The organism is Aquimarina aquimarini (assembly GCF_900299535.1).
In the GTDB taxonomy this organism is placed as follows: Bacteria; Bacteroidota; Bacteroidia; order Flavobacteriales; family Flavobacteriaceae; genus Aquimarina; species Aquimarina aquimarini.
Map to the genome: position 1 here is coordinate 215,827 of NZ_OMKE01000010.1, position 19,608 is coordinate 235,434.

The 19,608-nt window shown below is 30.9% G+C and carries 17 protein-coding genes; 11 read left to right on the top strand and 6 right to left on the bottom strand.

Going from position 1 to position 19,608, the window contains the following annotated elements:
- Positions 1-172: 172 nt before the first annotated feature.
- From DG508_RS06175 to DG508_RS06185, 3 genes are all read right to left on the bottom strand, one after another.
- A complete protein-coding gene (locus DG508_RS06175; protein ID WP_108867292.1) occupies positions 173-1,123 on the bottom strand; it encodes a D-2-hydroxyacid dehydrogenase in 951 nt (316 codons plus the stop codon).
- Between the two features lie 40 nt (positions 1,124-1,163).
- Complete coding sequence (gene serC / locus DG508_RS06180) at positions 1,164-2,228, bottom strand: 3-phosphoserine/phosphohydroxythreonine transaminase (protein WP_108867293.1); 1,065 nt, start codon at positions 2,226-2,228, stop codon at positions 1,164-1,166.
- Positions 2,229-2,461: 233 nt separating this feature from the next.
- Positions 2,462-3,523, bottom strand: a complete 1,062-nt coding sequence (locus DG508_RS06185; RefSeq protein WP_108867294.1) for an acyl-CoA reductase — start codon at positions 3,521-3,523, stop codon at positions 2,462-2,464.
- A gap of 66 nt (positions 3,524-3,589) precedes the next feature.
- Between DG508_RS06185 and DG508_RS06190 the strand changes: the two genes are divergently transcribed.
- Together DG508_RS06190 and DG508_RS06195 are read left to right on the top strand one after the other, a co-directional pair.
- Positions 3,590-3,937: a 4Fe-4S binding protein gene (locus tag DG508_RS06190; protein WP_103863938.1), complete on the top strand. Its 348-nt coding sequence runs from the start codon at positions 3,590-3,592 to the stop codon at positions 3,935-3,937.
- Between the two features lie 116 nt (positions 3,938-4,053).
- Positions 4,054-4,647: an outer membrane beta-barrel protein gene (locus tag DG508_RS06195; RefSeq protein WP_108867295.1), complete on the top strand. Its 594-nt coding sequence runs from the start codon at positions 4,054-4,056 to the stop codon at positions 4,645-4,647.
- Between the two features lie 173 nt (positions 4,648-4,820).
- On the opposite strand, the gene DG508_RS06200 is transcribed toward DG508_RS06195, so the two are convergent.
- Together DG508_RS06200 and DG508_RS06205 are read right to left on the bottom strand one after the other, a co-directional pair.
- Positions 4,821-5,183 carry a hypothetical protein gene (locus DG508_RS06200; RefSeq protein ID WP_108867296.1) on the bottom strand — a complete coding sequence of 121 codons (363 nt, stop codon included), beginning with the start codon at positions 5,181-5,183 and terminating at the stop codon, positions 4,821-4,823.
- A gap of 449 nt (positions 5,184-5,632) precedes the next feature.
- Entirely contained in the window at positions 5,633-7,327 is a 1,695-nt protein-coding gene (locus tag DG508_RS06205) for an alpha-amylase family glycosyl hydrolase (RefSeq protein WP_108867374.1), read from the bottom strand.
- 210 nt (positions 7,328-7,537) lie between these two features.
- Here DG508_RS06205 and menA point away from each other — a divergent pair, with 210 nt between their 5' ends.
- From menA to DG508_RS06240, 7 genes are all read left to right on the top strand, one after another.
- Positions 7,538-8,437 carry a 1,4-dihydroxy-2-naphthoate octaprenyltransferase gene (menA, locus tag DG508_RS06210; RefSeq protein WP_108867297.1) on the top strand — a complete coding sequence of 300 codons (900 nt, stop codon included), beginning with the start codon at positions 7,538-7,540 and terminating at the stop codon, positions 8,435-8,437.
- A gap of 99 nt (positions 8,438-8,536) precedes the next feature.
- Positions 8,537-9,217, top strand: coding sequence for a metal-dependent hydrolase (locus DG508_RS06215; protein WP_103863942.1), 681 nt, complete (start codon positions 8,537-8,539; stop codon positions 9,215-9,217).
- Positions 9,217-10,257, top strand: a complete 1,041-nt coding sequence (locus DG508_RS06220; protein ID WP_108867298.1) for an o-succinylbenzoate synthase — start codon at positions 9,217-9,219, stop codon at positions 10,255-10,257. Before DG508_RS06215 ends, DG508_RS06220 begins: the two co-directional genes overlap by 1 nt.
- 19 nt (positions 10,258-10,276) lie before the next feature.
- Positions 10,277-11,200, top strand: a complete 924-nt coding sequence (locus DG508_RS06225; protein ID WP_108867299.1) for a CPBP family intramembrane glutamic endopeptidase — start codon at positions 10,277-10,279, stop codon at positions 11,198-11,200.
- 84 nt (positions 11,201-11,284) lie between these two features.
- Positions 11,285-12,370: an AMP-binding protein gene (locus DG508_RS06230; protein ID WP_108867300.1), complete on the top strand. Its 1,086-nt coding sequence runs from the start codon at positions 11,285-11,287 to the stop codon at positions 12,368-12,370.
- A 191-nt stretch (positions 12,371-12,561) separates the two neighbouring features.
- The gene (locus DG508_RS06235; protein WP_108867301.1) at positions 12,562-14,631 is read left to right on the top strand and encodes a vWA domain-containing protein; all 2,070 of its coding nucleotides are present in this window, start codon (positions 12,562-12,564) and stop codon (positions 14,629-14,631) included.
- 182 nt (positions 14,632-14,813) lie between these two features.
- Positions 14,814-16,241 (top strand): hypothetical protein, encoded by a 1,428-nt coding sequence (locus tag DG508_RS06240; protein WP_108867302.1) that lies wholly within the window; start codon positions 14,814-14,816, stop codon positions 16,239-16,241.
- Between the two features lie 110 nt (positions 16,242-16,351).
- Here DG508_RS06240 and DG508_RS06245 read toward each other — a convergent pair whose 3' ends face one another.
- Positions 16,352-17,980: an acyl-CoA carboxylase subunit beta gene (locus tag DG508_RS06245; RefSeq protein WP_108867303.1), complete on the bottom strand. Its 1,629-nt coding sequence runs from the start codon at positions 17,978-17,980 to the stop codon at positions 16,352-16,354.
- Positions 17,981-18,638: 658 nt separating this feature from the next.
- On the opposite strand from DG508_RS06245, the gene DG508_RS06250 reads away from it, so the two are divergent.
- Both DG508_RS06250 and DG508_RS06255 read left to right on the top strand, forming a co-directional pair.
- Positions 18,639-19,097 (top strand): lipocalin family protein, encoded by a 459-nt coding sequence (locus tag DG508_RS06250; protein WP_159090713.1) that lies wholly within the window; start codon positions 18,639-18,641, stop codon positions 19,095-19,097.
- Between the two features lie 308 nt (positions 19,098-19,405).
- Positions 19,406-19,582, top strand: a complete 177-nt coding sequence (locus DG508_RS06255; RefSeq protein ID WP_199185033.1) for a CAL67264 family membrane protein — start codon at positions 19,406-19,408, stop codon at positions 19,580-19,582.
- Positions 19,583-19,608 lie beyond the last annotated feature (26 nt).

Consider the following 19,608-nt stretch of genomic DNA (forward strand, 5'->3'; position numbering starts at 1 on the left):
TATATTTTTTTTAATGAATTTAAATTTACATTTTTAATATTAAAATTCAGAATTTGAAGTCATTTTATTTTGATTAAAATAGGATGAAATGCAATTTTATAAGGTAAAAAGTATAAAAAAACGTCATTTCCGTAATGGAGATGACGTTTTACTATACAGTTAGTTTTTATAATTAATTCAGAATATCTATAATTTGATCTGCTAGTTCTTGACCGATACGATCTTGAGCTTCACCTGTGGCTGCACCAATATGTGGTGTCAAAGATATTTTGCTATTCATTAATACCTTGATTGCTGGATTAGGTTCATTTTCAAATACATCAAGTCCTGCAAAACCAAGTTTTCCTTTTTCTAAAGCATCTACCAATGCTACTTCATCAATTACACCACCTCTTGCAGCATTAATGATTCCAGCACCATCTTTCATCTGCTCAATTTCAGGTTTTCCGATAACGTACTCTTTTTGTGCAGGTACATGCAGTGTAAAAAAGTCTGAATTTTTAAGTACTTCTTCTTTAGAAACTGTTTTAATTTTGAAATTCAAAGATTGCCCATCAAAAAAGTCAATAGGGATTTCTATCTCATCAATAAATGGATCATACGCAATAACATTCATACCTACTCCGATTGCTATTCTTGCTGTTGCCTGACCAATACGTCCAATACCAATAACTCCAAGAGTTTTACCTCTAAGTTCTATACCAGAACCATAAGCCTTTTTAAGATTTTTGAATTTACTATCACCTTCCAGAGGCATATTACGATTAGAATCATGTAAAAATCGTACGCTTCCGTATAAATGAGCAAAAACTAATTCGGCAACAGAACCAGAAGAAGCTGCAGGAGTATTTATAACATGTAATCCTTTTTCACGAGCATACGCCACATCTATATTATCCATTCCTACACCACCACGACCAATAATTTTGAGAGAAGGACAATTGTCAATAATATCTGTTCTTACTTTGGTGGCACTACGAACCAGTAATACAGTAATTTCGTTTTCGTTAATATAATTAACTAATTGATCTTGAGCTACAGTTGTTGTCAAAACTTTGAATCCTTTTTTTTCTAAAGCTTCAATACCACTTTGAGATACCCCGTCGTTTGCTAATACTTTCATTATTATAAATCTTAAGTTTTTAGTTTTACATCTATATTGGTTATGCTTTTCGTTCTAGGTCACCCATTATGTCAACAAGTGTAGCTACGCTTTCTAGAGTCATTGCGTTATACATACTGGCTCTATACCCTCCAATACTTCTATGGCCATTAATTCCATTGATACCAGCTTCGTTCCACATAGCGTCAAAAGTTTCTTTTAGATCTTCATTTGCCAGTGTAAAAGTTGCATTCATATTTGATCTATCTTCCTTGGAAGCGAATCCTTTAAAAAGAGGATTGAGGTCAATTTCAGAATAAATTAATTTTGATTTTTTTTCATTTAATTCTTCTATAGCAGCAATACCACCTAGTTTCTTAAGCCATCTCATGGTAAGCATAGAAACATAAACAGAATATACAGGAGGAGTGTTAAACATACTTCCTTTACTTATATGCACTTGATAATCCAGCATTGATGGGATTTGTCTTTCTATTTCACCAAAAATATCCTCTTTGACTATAACCAAAGTAGCTCCTGCAGGACCCATATTTTTCTGTGCACCCGCATAGATTATACTAAATTTAGAAAAATCTAATTGTCTTGAGAATATATCACTACTCATATCACATACAAGAGGAACATTAGTAGAAGGAAATTCTTTTAATTGTGTACCGTAGATAGTATTATTACTGGTAAGGTGTAAATAATCTAGATCATTAGGTATATCAAACCCTTTAGGGATAAAATTAAAATTGGAATCCTTTGATGAAGCTACTTCTATAATTTCTCCAAAAAATTTAGCTTCTTTAAGAGCTTTATCACTCCAAGCTCCAGTATTGAGATAGCCTGCTTTTGTTTGTAATAAATTATAAGCTGTCATTAAAAACTGAGTACTGGCTCCACCTTGAAGAAATAAAGCTTTGTATCCTTTACCTTCTAGGCCTAATAATTCTAGAGCGAGACTACGAGCTTCCTCCATAACATCAACAAAATCTTTGCTACGATGTGATATTTCTAGAATAGAAAGCCCCGAGTTATTAAAATCTAACACTGCTTGTGATGCTTCTTTAAATACTTCTTGTGGTAAAATACAAGGACCAGCGCTAAAATTGTGCTTTTTCATGTGATAATGTTTGTTGTTTTTAATAACCACATGGAATCTTTGACAATTATAATCATGTATCCAATATTATTTTATACAATGATTAATTTAATTGTGTCAGTTTCATCAGTAGTTTTATTGTTGTTAAATAGAATGGTTTTATTGTCTTTTCTTTACTTTAAAACAGCGTTAGAGAAAACAAGACAAAGGTGCTAATAATATGATACATATTCGTTATCAAAATGATAAATTATTTAATTAATTTTTGCTAAAAATTGAATTATATCGATACCATCTGCATAATCTGAAAGACTCGGTTGCTGAGTTTGTCCGAATTCAATATTTTCTGAGGACAAGGCTGGACCTACAATACATTGTATCTTATCTTTATCACTTTGTATTTTTTGATTCAATACATCTATTGAATCATACGTTTCATAAAATAGTGTGGCAATGGGAGATGCATAACTTGTATCTTCTTTTAGCATTAGAAAACCGTTTTCTAATAACTTATAATTACTCATAAGATATACAGCTTTGTTATAATCATAATTATTAGCATATTTTGCGCTGTTAATAATATCATGATAGGAATATATAGCTTCAAAAAAAGAATCAAAATTATAGTCTGTTGGAACCATTATTTTGGATACACTTCTGCAACCTAAACCATAATATCTAAAAATATCTTCCCCTAGAGCATTTAATTGTTCTTTACTTTCGTTTCCTGTAAGAATTGCAATAGAGTTTCTGTTCTTGCGAATGATATTAGGAACTTTACCAAAATAATATTCAAAATAACGTGCAGTATTATTACTTCCTGTAGCAATAATAGCATCAAAATTTTTAAATTTATCAGAGGAAAAGGTTATTGATTGCTCAAACCTAGGTTCAATAGCAATTAGATAAGAAGCAAGAAAAGGTAGTAATTGATTGTCATTAGAAGATTGTTTTACAATTACATGGTGTCCAGAAATCAATACACAAAGAAAATCATGAAAACCAACTAATGGTATATTTCCTGCCATGATAATACCTACAGTTTTTGGTTTTACTTCTTTTATAGTATAAGAAGATAACCATTCTGTTAAGTTGTTTTGAGTAAGTGCATTACTCCATTGTTGAATAGAGAAAATAACATTTTCTTCTGTAAACCATCCATTATGGTGTACTGCAGAAGTAATCTTATTTGTCATCTTGTCAAAAAAATCATCATTTGCAAGGATATGGCTAACTTTCTCATAACCAGTGTTTTTGAATTGATTTAAGAACTTTCCTAATTCAGAAAAAGCTTTGATACGGTCATTTAATAACATCTCTTATTTGTTTATCACTAGTTTACGAGTTATTTTTGTGCTACAAATTTAGAATAAAAAAGAGCTATGGCAATTATAATAACAGATGAATGTATAAACTGTGGTGCTTGTGAGCCAGAATGCCCAAATACTGCAATTTATGAAGGTGCAGATGACTGGAGGTATGCTGATGGAACAGATCTTGAAGGAGATGTTGTCCTGCCTGGTGGAAAAAATGTGAATGCCGATGAGGCACAAGAGCCAGTAAGTGATGAGATATATTTTATCGTCGCTGATAAATGTACTGAATGTAAAGGTTTTCATGAAGAGCCACAATGTGCAGCTGTATGCCCTGTGGATTGTTGTGTTCCAGATGAAGATATAGAGGAAAGCGATGATTTCTTATTACAGAAACAAGCTTTTCTACATAAATAAGAAGGTTTAATATAACTTATAGTATAAAAACCTGCCTTAAAGCAGGTTTTTTTATGGTCATTTTTTAAATTTTAGTATTTTCGTTGCAAAACAACCTCAAATCAAAAAAATAAAAAATGACAAAAAAAATAGCAATCTTTGTTTTATTTACAGTAATCTCTATTACTTCTTATGGTCAATATCGTTGGGAAGTTTCTGCGGGAGGTACTTTTTCTAAATTAAATCTTGATAATACAGAAACTACTGGAGGAGCTGGCTTTTATGTTAATGCTGGATATGGATATGTAATGGGGGTGAGAGCCAGAACTAGTATTGTATTTTCTTTAGACCTTTTACAACGTAATAGTGAGATAGAAGGGCAAGGGGATGCAAAAACCCTTCAAGTTGGTTTTAATCCAAAATTTAGATACTTAACGGGAGATGGTAAAGACAGGTTTCGTGGTTTTATTAATGTAGGGCCTTCTTTTAGAGTAAATACAAATTTTGAAATAAACGGAATCGAATTAGAAGATGAAGCTTATGAGAAACTAATTATTGGTGGGGTATATGGTGTAGGATTTTCTCAAATGATTGGAGAGATGTTTGATGTCATCGCAGAAGTAGGAGTTATGAATGATTTTGTTGATAATATTACTGATACCAATAGTAAGTTTTTTGATGTATATGCAAGGGTAGGAGTTCGGTTTAGAATCTATGATGCAAGACGATAACCTTATATAGGTAAAAATAAACGATGTAAAAAAGTTCCAAAATTTTGGAACTTTTTTATGTTTATAATATTTTTTCTAATTAATTAGAGAAAGGAAGTAATAAGCAAAAAATAAAGCGCAATTCCATTTGAGAACGCGCTTCTATAAAAATAGTTACTTAGACGATGAATGATTTAATACTCCATCAATGCATCTCTGTATTCTTTTAGGTCAGATATATTCATTCTATTATTTAGACTTTTTGTAAGCGAAACCAAGTATTTAAGACTCTCTACAGGATCTACAGTTGTCTGATTGGCTACTTCTGCACCTTCTTCTATAGGTTCATCATCTGGAATTGGTATGAGAAACGAATTGTTTTGTTCTATATGTTCATAGGTAAATCTAAGGACTTTTACTACGAGTGGAACTTGCTGTTCTAAAGCATACGTTCTTAAATTTTTAAGATCTTCTATCAGTGTATCTGTATTAATACCTGTTTTATCAAGATCTTCCAGAATTTTATCAATTAACTTGATTGCTTTTTTATTTTCCAAATGGGTAAAATTATGTGGATGATTAACTACTAACGATTGCAAATTTAAATTTTTCCTGCTTTATGGAGAATCAATTCAAAGGATTTATTTGTAGAAATATTAGTTTTATTTTATTTAGTATAATTTAACATTATTTTGATTTTTAATGTAAAATACTGATTATCAATTAATTAAATGTGTTTTGTGGCTTTTGTAATATTATTCCAGCTAAAGTTTGAGGTAAAACCGTAACCTAGTTTGAGACAAACCTCTTTATCTTTGACAGGTATTCCAATTACAATTTTTCCCTTACTTTTTTTGTTTTCCCCAACACTTACCTCCTTAATCCTAAGGAGGTAAGTTCTTCTTAGACCATTTCTAAAATAGATGCTTTATATCTTTTTTTGAGTTTAACTGGTTGTATTCAAGTGTTTTGTGTTTTTGTTTTTTTGGAAATAAAGTGAGTTTTTTTATTTTTCTTGCTCTAAAAGAGCAATTTCATAATTAGAATTAATTATTACTGAGTTATTGACAACTTTGACTTTTTTGCCCGAATATTGATCAATTAATATAGTTCCTTCAGGAAAAATGGAATCAATTTTAATTGTTTTCTCTCCTTTAGCAAGGTCTAGTCCAATTACTACTTTATCTGAAACTCCATTGATATTATATTTCCTTGAAAATACATAAGGTTTTTTTGAAATCATTTTGTGTTTCCCAGCACCTATAGAAGGGTGATTTTTCCTGAAAACCCCTAATTTCTGCCAATGACCCAATAATAATTTTGTCTTTTCTTCTTTTATACCTTCCCAGTTCATATTTGATCTGAGTGTTGCATCTCCTTCAGTTCCTTCAATTATAAGGGGTCTAGCCAATTCATCACCATAATATATTTGTGATACTCCAGGTGTTAGCAATAATTTGGTAGCAGATTCATAAGTGTTACTTCTATTTTTATCAAAAGGTTTATCATCATCATGAGAACTTATATAATTCATGATACTTTTACCAATAAGGCTTGTGTATAATGTTTTGCTGTATTTGCTGAATAGTTCTTCATACGATAGTTTTGCTGCATCATATTTAAACTGAAAATTGATCATATTATCAAACCCTCTGGCAAAATAATCAACTTTACGATCGCCAAAATCATAGTATCTTTTGCCATCAATACCATATCCATATAATTCACCTAGAACATAGAATTCATTATCGTCAAGTACTTTTTCAGGATTATTTGATTTCCATTCTTTAAAAGCTAATCTAGCTTGTTCAGTGAGAATACTCCAAGCTTCTTCTTCTACATGTTTTACAGTATCTACTCTATATCCATCTATTCCCAATTCTCTAACATAGTCTGTTAGCCATTTTATGATATAGTTTTTTGGAGATCTTTTTAATTTTGTGTTATTAAAGAAAGTATCAATTTCTGCTAACTCTTTTTCTAATCTACCTTCAGCTTTCCATTTATCAATTAATAGTTGAGGAAGCTTTACATTTTCATTACTCTCTGTTTTGATATCAGGCAAATTCTTTACTAAAGTACAGTTAATAGTGGTTTCATAGTCTTTATATGTACAATGAGGAGAAGTACGTACCCAACTATCAGGCCATACTGGGTCTTCTTTTGTTACTGGGCCTGTATGATTCATCACAACATCCATGAGTATTCTTATACCATTATTGTGGGCAATGTCTACAAGTTGTTTTAATTCGTCATAAGTTCCATAATTAGGATCAATATTAGTCCAGTCTTTTGCCCAATATCCATGAAAACCATATGTGTTTCCTGTTCCTTCATTTATGCTTCCATGTATTTGTTCTACTACAGGAGTAATCCAAATGGCATTAATACCTAGTTCTTTAAAGTATCCATCTTCAATCTTTTGTATGATTCCTTTTATATCACCTCCTTCAAACCCTCTTAACTTACTTGTTTTTTTTGTTCGACCTAATTCTTTGTCATTATTAGAATTTCCGTTGTTAAACCTATCGGTAAGTAAAAAATATACATTGGCACCTTCCCAGACAAAAGGGAGTTCTTTTGATACTTGCTTATTGGTACTATTTGTATCATTAGATTGAGGTGGATTGCTTTTTGGTTTTTCTGAATCACTTTTACACCCTATAATAAGGCTAAAAAGAAAAAAAAGAATTATTCGCATACTTGTATTCATATATACTTAGGGATTTAAAATGCTAAACTATAAAATCTCTCTCAGAAATAAGAGAAGTAACGTTTATGAAATTCAAAAAAATAACCACAGTTTACTTAAGTAAGAACGATATGCTAATTATAATTATATAAAGAATTGATAGAATTAATTTTTATTTTTTTATAAAAATACTGTTCCTTTGAAGGCAAAACTATAAAAATGATCAAAATTAAGGCTTGGATCTCTGCAGCTAGATTAAGAACATTACCGTTATCGATTTCAGGAATTATAGTTGGTTCGGCTTTGGGGTTTCAAGATTTTTTAGGAAGCTCTATTTTTTGGTTGGCTATTGCTACTACATTAGGATTGCAAATTTTATCAAATTTTGCTAATGATTATGGAGATGGAGTGAAAGGAACTGATAATGAAGATAGGGTAGGGCCAAAAAGAGCTTTACAGAGTGGAGCAATATCAAAGCAAGAAATGTATAAAGGAATTATTTTTACTGCTATTGTAACACTAGTTTTTGCAATTACACTTATATATGTATCCTTTGGAAAGGAGAACTTTTTTTATTCTGTATTATTTTTTGGATTAGGTATTGGTGCAATAATAGCGGCAGTAAAATATACGATGGGTAGTTCTGCATATGGATATAGAGGGTTAGGAGACGTTTTTGTATTTGTTTTTTTTGGACTTGTAAGTGTTGTGGGATGTTACTTTTTGTTTACTAAAGAGTTGAATTTTTATGTGTTTTTACCAGCAATAACTATTGGGGTGTTAAGTACAGCTGTGCTTAACTTAAATAATATGCGGGATTATCAAGGAGATAAGAAAGCAGGAAAAAATACGCTAGTTGTAAAATTAGGGATTGCACATGCAAGAAAATACCATTATACTTTATTAGTGGTTGCTATGTTATCTATGTTAATTTACCTTTATTATACCTATCAAAACAATATAGATTTATTATTCTTAATAGCATTTATACCTTTATTGATTCATATAAAAAAGGTGGTAGGGACTAATGTACCTAAATTATTAGACCCAGAACTTAAAAAGATAGCTTTAACAACATTTTTATTATCTATTTTATTTAGTCTGGGGCAGATTTTTTAATTTAGTGCAAATCTGCTATCATAAGCTATGATAGTATTTTATTATTAAAATAACTAGTCTCATTATCTAATTAATGAAACTAACTTTTATAGAGAACACATGAAAATTACGTTTTACGGGCACAATACTTTATTAATAACAATTAATGAAACAAATGTTTTGATAGATCCATTTATTTCAGGAAATCCATTGTCAAAAGATAAAATAGATATAAATGATATAAAAGCGGATTATATCCTACTTACACATGCGCATCAAGATCACGTTCTTGATGCAGAAGCTATTGCAAAAAATAATAAAGCGATTATTGTTTCTAATCATGAGATAGCAACATATTACCAAAATCTTGGTATAGAAGTACACCCAATGAATCATGGGGGAGCATGGAATTTTAATTTTGGAAAAGTAAAATATGTAAATGCAATTCATACCAGTAGTTTTGCTGATGGTACTTATGGAGGGCAACCAGGAGGGTTTATTATAGAAAGCACAGAAAAATCTATTTATATAGCTGGTGATACTGCATTGACAATGGATATGAAGTTAATCCCATTAAGATATACGTTGGATTTAGCAATATTACCTATTGGAGATAATTTTACAATGGGAATTGAAGATGCTGTAATTGCAAGTGATTTTATCGAATGTGATAAAATATTAGGAGTGCATTATGATACTTTTGGTTATATAGAAATAGATCATAATGTAGCAAAACAAAGCTTTGCTGAAAAAAATAAAGAATTGATATTATTGAATATTGAAGAAAGTATAACGTTATAATGAATGCCAGATATTATAAATATATTCTTCAATTCAAAAGACCAAGCGGTACATCTAGAGGAGTACTAAAAACTAAAGAAACCTGGTTTATTGTAATTAATGATAAAGGGAAAGAAGGAATTGGTGAATGTGGAATTTTAAGAACATTAAGTATTGATGATCGACCCGATTATGAGGATAAATTAAAGTGGGTTTGTGAGAATATACATTTAGGTGTTGATAGGTTATGGCGAGAGCTTATAGAGTTTCCTAGTATTCAGTTTGGTGTAGAGATGGCATTTAAGTCATTAGAAAGTGAATCCCCTTTTGTATTATTTCCTTCAGAATTTACTCAGGGAAAAGCCTCTATATTGATTAATGGGCTTATATGGATGGGAGAAAAAGAATTCATGAAGCAACAAATTGAGGATAAACTAAAAGCTGGGTTTAATTGTATAAAAATGAAAATTGGGGCAATTGATTTTGATACAGAATTAGATTTGTTAGCCTATATACGATCACAGTTTTCTTCTGATACAATTGAATTAAGAGTAGATGCAAATGGAGCATTTGCACCCAGTGAAGCATTAGATAAACTAAAACTGTTATCTAATTATCAATTGCATAGTATAGAACAGCCAATACGACAACATCAGCATAATGAAATGAAATTGTTGTGTAAAAAGACATCACTACCAATTGCCTTGGATGAAGAATTGATAGGAGTTTTTGATCTAGAGGATAAGAAGAAACTTTTAGATACCATACGGCCACAATACATTATTTTAAAACCAAGCCTCATAGGAGGGCTTAAAGGAACCAAAGAATGGATAGATATTGCATCATCTATGAATATAGGTTGGTGGATTACCAGCGCGTTAGAGAGTAATATAGGCTTGAATGCGATAGCACAATTCACTTATACATTACAAAATAAAATGCCGCAAGGATTGGGTACAGGAGCATTGTATACCAATAATTTTGAATCCCCATTAGTTGTTAGTCAAGGAACATTGACTTATGACTCACAAAAAAAATGGGAAGTAAACTACTTAACTTAATAAAAAAACTTACTTATACATGTATATTACTCAAGGAAGAAAAGGAAAATTAGGAATGTGGAAATATATTCCTATTCCTTTAGGATTTATAGGATTAATGGCTGTCAATTATTTAGCAACCAAAATGCTTAATATGGATACAGAAGAAGTGATGAGACAACAAATAGAATCTATTGGTAAGAATGGGTTGTTTCTTCAATTATTGCTACCGTTTGCATTTTTTCTGGGAGGTTTGCTTTTTTGGGTTCGATTTGTACATCAACAAAGTCTTGTATCATTGACAACTAGCAGAAAAAAGATAGACTGGAGTCGTGTGTTTTTTGTGTTTTTTCTAATGGGAGGTTTTATTGTGATTTCAACATTGATAACCTATTATGCAGATCCAGGTGCATATCAATATAATTTTAACCTCATTCCATTTTTAATCCTTTCTATTATAGCAATACTATTTATCCCATTACAAACAAGTTTTGAGGAATATTTGTTTAGAGGATACCTAATGCAAGGTTTGGGATTATCTTTAAAAAATAAGTGGGCTCCTTTAATTATCACTTCTGTTCTTTTTGGTGTAATGCATGCTGCTAATCCAGAGGTAGAAAAATTAGGACCAATTCTTATGGTTTATTACATCGGTACAGGATTGTTTTTAGGGATTATTACTTTGATGGATGAGGGTATGGAGTTAGCACTTGGCTTTCATGCTGCAAATAACTTAGTAACAGTACTCTTGGTTACTGCCGATTGGACTGCATTGCAAACTGATTCTATCTTAATAGATGTTTCTGACCCTAGTGGAGGGTATGAAATATTAATACCAATTTTAATTATTTTTCCTGCTTTTATTTTTATTCTTGCAAAAAAGTATAAGTGGACAGATTGGAAAGGTAAACTTTTTGGAAATATAGCTCCTGAACCAGTTTCTATAGAAGTTACAAAAGAATAACATACTCTTTACGTATTCATAACCTGAGAATATTCCAGAAAATGGAAATTTGAATATGTAAACTAAAAATACGTTTCTATATCTATGATTCATAAAAATTTCTCTATAAATAAAAAAACGTTGGATAAAGGCGGGCTAAAACATCTTGCGTCTGGTTTTATTAAAGAAGGAGAAGTATATGAGCAAGAAGTAGGAGTATTTCTATTGGATTGGTTAAGTGAAAAAGATCATATAGTTGTACAAACATCTGGCTCTACTGGGAAACCTAAAAAAATAAAAGTATTTAAGGAGCATATGATCAATAGTGCCATAGCAACTGGTAAATTTTTTAAATCAGAAGAAAAAACAACAGCATTGTTATGTTTATCAGCAAACTATATAGCTGGTAAAATGATGTTGGTAAGAGCAATGGTTTTAGGATGGAAAATAGATTTGGTACCGCCTAAAACCAATCCATTAGACACCGTGTATAAGCAATATGATTTTTGTGCTATGGTACCTTTGCAATTAGACAATTCTTTGAATAGACTTCACTTAATCAAAAAACTAATTGTAGGTGGAGGGCCTGTTTCAGAAAATCTAAAGCAATTGGTTCAAGGTATTACAACCAAAATTTATGAAACTTACGGAATGACAGAAACCGTTTCTCATATTGCTGCTAGAAGAATTAATCCAAAGAAGGTGGATAAAAAAGATGTTCATTATTTTAAGGCATTACCCAATATCACATTAAATATTGATGATAGAAATTGTTTACTTATAAAAGCTCCTTTATTAAATGATGATACTATTATTACAAATGATGTTGTGGTGCTAAAAACATATAAAAAATTTTTGTGGAAAGGGCGGTATGATAATGTAATTAATAGTGGGGGGATAAAGTTGTTTCCAGAAGAAATAGAGACAAAACTTCAGTTAATAATCGGACATCGTTTTTTTATTACCAGTGTATCTGATAATGTTTTAGGAGATAAAGTAATATTGGTAGTAGAAAAAGAGTATGATAAAATTGCATATTTAACCTTACAAGAGAGTATTCATAACTTAAAAAACCTAAATAAGTATGAAGTTCCCAAAGAGATGTACTTTATTCCTCGATTTGTAAGTACCGAAAATGGGAAAGTACAACGTACAAAATCTCTGGAATTAGCGCTGGATTCTAAATTGTAATTTTTTTTTGACAAAAATATGGACTGTATTTGTCAATAAAATCTGATGATAAGCTCTTAATTTTTACATTTTCTTGAAACATAAAAAGCAATATTTCCTTTTTACTCAATAAAAAGACTACTTCACTCATTCTTGATTGTTATCTCTTATATGAACACATAGTTTTAGTTTAGAATTAAAAACTATCAACTATGAGACTATTACAATACATTTTATTTGTTTTTCTTATCACAGGGATTTCAAATGCGCAACAAATAAAAATTACAGGAAAAGTAACAGATGATCAAAATCTGCCTTTGCCAGGTGTAAATATTGTTATAAAAGGCAACACTACTGGAACGCAATCAGATTTTGATGGAAATTACACTATCCTAACAAATATTGGAGATACATTGGTGTTTTCTTATGTAGGATTCGAAATCGCAGAAGAAAAAGTAACCGCAGCCTCTTCTTTGATGCATATTAAATTGATTCCTGCTTCATCACAACTACAAGAAGTTGTAGTTACGGCATATGGATCAAAAAGAGTAAGGAAATCGACAAGTTATGCTGTGTCTCGTAATAAGTCAAGAAGAAGAGGGAGAAAACACAGGCAAAGACGTATAAAGAAGTCGTCGGGGGTACAGGTTGCATTAAAAATCAGAGGAGCTAATCCAACTTCACGTACAAAACAACCTTTGTATGTAGTAGATGGAGTTCCTATAGATAATAAAGATATAGCAGTGGTAAACGCAATAGATCCTTCTAAAATAGCAAAGCTAGAAGTACTTAAAAGCAAAAAAGAAACTTCGATTTATGGAACCAAAGCTAAACATGGATGCATTGTAATTACAACGCATTCTGGTAATTACAAAGTACAAAATGATGAGTCATATAGAGAAATTGTAGAGAATGATTTTAAAAGAGTTCATATGGCTCCTCTTTCTACTTTCTCTATTGACGTAGATAAAGCATCTTATAGTAATATTCGAAGAATGATCAATACTGGGGTAAAAGTTCCTGCTGATGCAGTTAAAATAGAAGAAATGATCAATTATTTTAATTACCAATATGCACAACCCAAAGATGAACACCCTTTTGCAATTCATACAGAATATGCCTTAACTCCTTGGAATATGAAGACGCAATTGGTTAAAATTGGATTAAAAGGAAAAGAGATTCCTCAACATGAAATTCCTGCGTCAAATCTTGTATTCTTAATTGATGTATCGGGATCAATGGGTAATAGTAACAAGTTACCACTACTTAAGAAGGCTTTTAAACTTTTGGTGAATCAATTACGAGAAAAAGACAAAGTTTCTATTGTAGTATATGCAGGAGCAGCAGGAATGGTTCTAAAACCTACATCTGGTGCTAATAAGTATGAGATTAATCAAGCATTACAAAATCTTGAAGCTGGAGGGTCAACAGCTGGAGGAGAAGGAATAAGATTAGCATATAAAATAGCTAAAGAGAATTTTATAAAGAATGGTAATAATAGAGTTATCTTGGCAACAGATGGAGATTTTAATGTTGGAATTAGTAGTGATAAAGACATGAAAAAACTGATTGAAGAAAAACGTAAATCTGATGTGTTTCTAACATGTTTGGGATTTGGAATGGGAAACTATAAAGATAGTAAGTTGGAAACGTTGGCAGATACAGGTAATGGTAACCATGCGTATATTGATACTATGCAAGAAGCACAAAAGGTATTGGGAAAAGAATTTGGAGGTACTATGTATACAATAGCTAAAGATGTGAAAATTCAAGTTGAATTTAATCCTAGTAAGGTACAAGCATATCGATTGATAGGGTATGAAAACAGACTTTTGGCAAATGAGGACTTTATAGATGATACCAAAGATGCTGGAGAACTGGGGAGTGGTCATACAGTGACTGCATTGTATGAGGTAATCCCTGTAGGGGTAACAAACAAATATCTGAAAGAGATTGCTGATCTAAAATATACTAATTCAACGATTAATAAAGAGTATGGAGATGAATTATTGACTGTTAAGTTTAGATATAAAAAACCACAAGAGAAAAAAAGTATTGAAATGGTTCATGTTTTACATACAGATACCAAAACTTCTGCATCACAAGATTTTAATTTTGCAGCTTCAATTGCTTGGTTTGGGATGAAATTAAGAGGCTCAAAATATATTGAAAACCAAAATATTAAAGATATAATTGTTTTAGCCGAAACGAATAAAGAAAAAGATAATCAAGGATATAAAGCAGAGTTCATTAGACTTATGAATAGTTATCAGGGATTGTAAGGAGTTAAAAGGTATTGTAATGGTTATACCAGTTATACTCATGTTTTGGAGTTTGCTTTTTTTAAAATATTTTAAAAAAAGCAAGCAAAATTGATTTTATGTACGAGAATTCCTAATAGAGAATAGTTATATTCGTTGACTGAATTTTTAAATAGTTTAAATTTATAATTAATTAGAATTTTATGAATCGATTATTTGTTTTTTTATTGGTAAGTATTTTGTTATCTGGGTGTAGTTCTGATAATGATGTAGTTGATAATGAAGGAGGTGTTGGTGATAAAGAAAATGCACTATTAACTATTTCTAGAGGTTCAAATCTAGAGTTCTATACAGATGAAATCAAGGATTTTACAGTTGAAGCAGTTATCACAGGTGATGATGGTTCAGTTTTAGCAAGAAACTTTATAGAAACAAGTAAAGAAATAACGTTTAAAGCGGATTACGATACAAATAAAACCTATGATCTACATTTTGTTTGGAGATATATAAAAACTGCCGATGATATAAACCCCAACGATGTAATCAATTATTCTGTGCAAACTTTTTTAGATGTTTCAAACCGAACCTATTTTTATGACTTAAATTCTAAGGGAGAAAGTAGTAATGATTTTACAGGAGTTGCTAAACTAAATTTTAATAATATCCCTAACGATTTAATAAATACAACTTATAGTACAGGGTTTGGTAGTGGTAATTTTGGAGGGGCTTTTACTTCAAATAACTACACTTTTGATTTAGATGTTGCATCAGACAGGTCATTATTGGTGTATGCGTATGGAGAAACAGCAAATAAGGAAAGACGATATGTAAAGAGAGAATTTAGTAATGGGGAGATTGTAACAGAAGATTATAATACTTTGCCAAAAACGATACCAGTACCTATTAGTTATCCAGATTTAAATGATACAGCAGGCTTAAATACAATAAGAAAATCTCTTTTTGTTTATGGTTTTGATTCATCTACATATTCTCTCAAAGTAGATTCAGATATACAGCTAAACCAAGAAGATCAATTAAAACAGCAATATCATATCCCTAATAATGTTTTTGAGAATTATTCAATAGTTGGAGTGACTAGGTTAGATGATTTTCTAATTAGAACGCATAGATCTTATGGCGATATTAATGAAATTCCAGAAGTGTATACCCCTACAGATTTAAGAGCAACTATTACCAGTTATGACTTTTTGAATTTTGAAGCGAATACTGCAAATAATTATGATTATTTTAAGGTGAGAACTTCGTATTCTAATACAAGTGATGGAATAGCTGCTACAAAAACATTTGTTTGGAATGTATACGGAAAAGCTACCCCAAATATTTCTATTAAATTAATTGATTTAGTTAACAAATTTACCAAAGAAGGAGATGAGTTTGACATTACAGCTTCTGATTTATCAAAGGGGCAGTTGAGTATATATAATACTTCTGTAATAACTGATCAAGATGATTTTGTAGACATGATTATTGACAATAACTCTTCTCTGAACTCAAATAATTTTTCATTTGAGTCATGGATTTCAACTTCTAGAGCTAAAACTAGATCATTTAAATTACCTGAAATGAGTAAATCAGAATTAGAAGATAGATACATCAATTTAAAATACTAATACATCAAACGTATAATTCATTAATTTTTTGTAAAATTATTAAGATAAATATCATTAATAGTCTACGATTATTAAAGTTTAAAATCCTTAATATTACGTAAGCTGCTTTTTTACACTTGTATTACCCCTAAATTAAATTTCTTTTCAATAGGAGCGTGGTCGGCAGCTTCTATTCCCATAGAAATCCATTTTCTGGTATCTAATGGGTCAATAATAGCATCTGTCCAAATTCTAGCTGCTGCATAATAAGGAGAAGTTTGCTTGTCGTATTTGGCTTTTATAGAGTTAAATAGAGCTTTTTCATCCTCTTCAGATAATTGTTCTCCTTTTTTCTTCAATGAGGCAGTTTCTATTTGTAATAAAACTTTTGCGGCCTGAGCTCCTCCCATAACAGCAAGTTCTGCACTTGGCCAAGCAGCTATCAGTCTAGGATCGTATGCCTTACCACACATTGCATAATTACCTGCTCCATAAGAATTTCCAACAACAATAGTAAATTTAGGAACTACACTATTACTTACAGCATTTACCATTTTTGCACCATCTTTGATAATTCCTCCATGTTCACTCTTACTTCCAACCATAAAACCAGTAACATCTTGTAGAAATACCAAAGGTATTTTCTTTTGATTGCAATTGGCAATAAAACGGGTAGCTTTATCTGCAGAATCAGAGTAAATAACTCCACCAAATTGCATTTCTCCTTTTTTGGTCTTTACAATTTTACGTTGATTTGCAACAATACCAACAGCCCAGCCATCTATTCGTGCATATCCTGTAATAATAGTTTGTCCATATCCAGCTTTATATTCTTCAAAATCAGAATCATCAACAAGTTTATTAATGATTTCCATCATATCATATTGCTCATTTCTGGCTTTTGGTAGTATCCCATAAATATCTTCTTGATTTCCTTTGGGAACAATAGGTTTTGTGCGATTGAACCCTGCTTTATCAAAATCTCCAATTTTAGACATGATGTTTTTGATTGTATCAAGAGCATCAGCATCATCCTTGGATTTATAATCGGTAACTCCAGAAATTTCACAATGAGTAGTGGCACCACCTAATGTTTCATTATCAATGGTTTCTCCAATAGCAGCTTTTACCAAATAACTTCCTGCCAAGAATATACTTCCTGTTTTATCAACAATAAGAGCTTCATCGCTCATAATAGGTAAATAGGCTCCTCCTGCAACGCAACTACCCATAACTGCAGAGATCTGAACAATCCCCATACTACTCATCACAGCATTATTACGAAAGATTCTTCCGAAATGCTCTTTATCAGGAAAAATCTCATCTTGCATAGGTAGATAAACCCCTGCACTATCTACAAGATAAATAATAGGTAATTTATTCTCTATAGATAATTCCTGAGCTCTAAGATTTTTTTTTCCCGTAATAGGAAACCAAGCTCCTGCCTTTACAGTTGCATCATTGGCTACTACAATACATTGTTTACCGCTTACATATCCAATCTTTACAACAACTCCACCACTAGGGCATCCCCCATGTTCTGCGTACATGTCCTCACCAGCAAAAGCTCCAATCTCTATAGACTTAGCATCCGCATCCAAAAGGTAATCAATTCGCTCTCTGGCAGTCATTTTTCCTTTGGAATGAAGTTTTTCTATACGTTTCTCGCCTCCACCTAATTTTACTTTGGTCAATCGTCTACGTAATTCTGATACTAAAAGTTTATTGTGATCTTCGTTTTTATTGAAGTTTATATCCATTGTGCCTATTGTTTGCAACGAAAATACAAAAAACGTAGATTTTATAAAGGATAACCAGTTTTTTTAAAAAAAGAAAACGAGGGATTAATTATCAAATATAATTTAGAGGAACATTATAATACTAATTAAACTTTGAATTTACTGTAAAAAAGAAAATCAACTATTTTTTGTTTATGCAAGGAAGAAAAAGTTAGCATAGATATAGCTACGGTTAATTTTTATTGCGGTAAATTCAAAGTGTAAATGGTATAAGTATAGATATCCTCCTTAGTAATTCTAAAGTAAGTATAGATAAATAAAGGAATGGTTAAATGTTTGTTAATTAGGATAGGGAGGATTTATAAGTTATAAGAATTCCTACATATCAACAGATGTGATAAAAGTCTTGATAGTAGCGATTTATAGTTTTTAGTAGTAGAATAACATTATTTTGTGTTGTATTTGAGTTTGATTTGAATAAACCCAATACTAGCTGTGATGCCTATAGAATATGTCTTTTTTAGTACCTTTCCGCTGTGAAAATAAAAAAAACATTTGGTTGTTTCGAGATATTAAAAACCTTACTTGATTCAAAAAAATAAGGAACACATAAAAAATACTCAAAAAAGATAAAAAGTAGATTATAATGAAAGTGATAATAAAGATTTGCATTATTGTAATGATAATAATAATAGGTGGTTGTTCTAGTGATGATGACACGAATGTTTCTGTTGACCCTCTAGTAGGAACATGGCATATTGTCTATGATATAACAGAGGATGGAAATGGGAATTTTTTTCGGTATGATTCTTCAGAGTGTGAACAAAAATCACACTATATATTTAATGAAGATATGAGTTTTCAGTTTGTAACCTATGATGAAGAAAGAAATAATTTAGGCTGTATGAAAATTAATGAATCTAAAACCGCATTTTGGGAGAAGGTTGCAGATACTAGTTATGTTACACGTGGTAGTATGTATGATTATAGAGACGAAGATCAATTAGAAAAAGAATATACTGAGTACCCCGATAAATATACAATTCATAACGATACTTTGATTTTATTTTACCATAAAATAGAAGGTACAAGCAATAAGTATTATAATCAATTTATCTATAAGCGAGTAGAAAAATAGAGTTGAATACGCTAAATAAATAGATAAATCAAAATGTATATTGTTTTGTTTTTGTAAATTTAAATAACTCATTTTTAGATTTATATGTTTTTGATCTGTAATAGTAAGCTATTCTGATAAAAAACTTTATTACCTGAAAAAGGCACCAAAATATCGTTTGTTAATATATTGTAATAGAGCGGTTAAGGTGTTTTTTTATCTTAACAACTCTATAAAAAACTATGTTTTGACGATAAAATACCGATATTTGCGTCGGTTTATTTGAAAATGTAACTAACCATACTAAACTAAAAAAATAATTTATGGGAATGAATAAAAATACAGTGTTAGCTTGGGCTACTTTTATAATGATATTGGTAGGGCTCTCTCTTATTGCACTAGGAGCTTTTAGATACAGAGATGTGTCAGGATACGGTTTTGCAGCTGTTGGAGTAGGCTTTTTTGCAATAGCTTGGGTTTTTAATGCATTAAAAGGAAGAGTATAACACTTTATAGATAATCATCTTATAAT

What these genes read in the sequence shown, in the direction of transcription:
- DG508_RS06175 (WP_108867292.1), bottom strand. Translation starts at nt 1,123, where the DNA reads ATGAAAGTATTAGCAAACGACGGGGTATCTCAAAGTGGTATTGAAGCT.
- serC (WP_108867293.1), bottom strand. Translation starts at nt 2,228, where the DNA reads ATGAAAAAGCACAATTTTAGCGCTGGTCCTTGTATTTTACCACAAGAA.
- DG508_RS06185 (WP_108867294.1), bottom strand. Translation starts at nt 3,523, where the DNA reads ATGTTATTAAATGACCGTATCAAAGCTTTTTCTGAATTAGGAAAGTTC.
- DG508_RS06190 (WP_103863938.1), top strand. Translation starts at nt 3,590, where the DNA reads ATGGCAATTATAATAACAGATGAATGTATAAACTGTGGTGCTTGTGAG.
- DG508_RS06195 (WP_108867295.1), top strand. Translation starts at nt 4,054, where the DNA reads ATGACAAAAAAAATAGCAATCTTTGTTTTATTTACAGTAATCTCTATT.
- DG508_RS06205 (WP_108867374.1), bottom strand. Translation starts at nt 7,327, where the DNA reads ATGCGAATAATTCTTTTTTTTCTTTTTAGCCTTATTATAGGGTGTAAA.
- menA (WP_108867297.1), top strand. Translation starts at nt 7,538, where the DNA reads ATGATCAAAATTAAGGCTTGGATCTCTGCAGCTAGATTAAGAACATTA.
- DG508_RS06215 (WP_103863942.1), top strand. Translation starts at nt 8,537, where the DNA reads ATGAAAATTACGTTTTACGGGCACAATACTTTATTAATAACAATTAAT.
- DG508_RS06220 (WP_108867298.1), top strand. Translation starts at nt 9,217, where the DNA reads ATGAATGCCAGATATTATAAATATATTCTTCAATTCAAAAGACCAAGC.
- DG508_RS06225 (WP_108867299.1), top strand. Translation starts at nt 10,277, where the DNA reads ATGTATATTACTCAAGGAAGAAAAGGAAAATTAGGAATGTGGAAATAT.
- DG508_RS06230 (WP_108867300.1), top strand. Translation starts at nt 11,285, where the DNA reads ATGATTCATAAAAATTTCTCTATAAATAAAAAAACGTTGGATAAAGGC.
- DG508_RS06235 (WP_108867301.1), top strand. Translation starts at nt 12,562, where the DNA reads ATGAGACTATTACAATACATTTTATTTGTTTTTCTTATCACAGGGATT.
- DG508_RS06240 (WP_108867302.1), top strand. Translation starts at nt 14,814, where the DNA reads ATGAATCGATTATTTGTTTTTTTATTGGTAAGTATTTTGTTATCTGGG.
- DG508_RS06245 (WP_108867303.1), bottom strand. Translation starts at nt 17,980, where the DNA reads ATGGATATAAACTTCAATAAAAACGAAGATCACAATAAACTTTTAGTA.
- DG508_RS06250 (WP_159090713.1), top strand. Translation starts at nt 18,639, where the DNA reads ATGATAATAATAATAGGTGGTTGTTCTAGTGATGATGACACGAATGTT.
- DG508_RS06255 (WP_199185033.1), top strand. Translation starts at nt 19,406, where the DNA reads ATGAATAAAAATACAGTGTTAGCTTGGGCTACTTTTATAATGATATTG.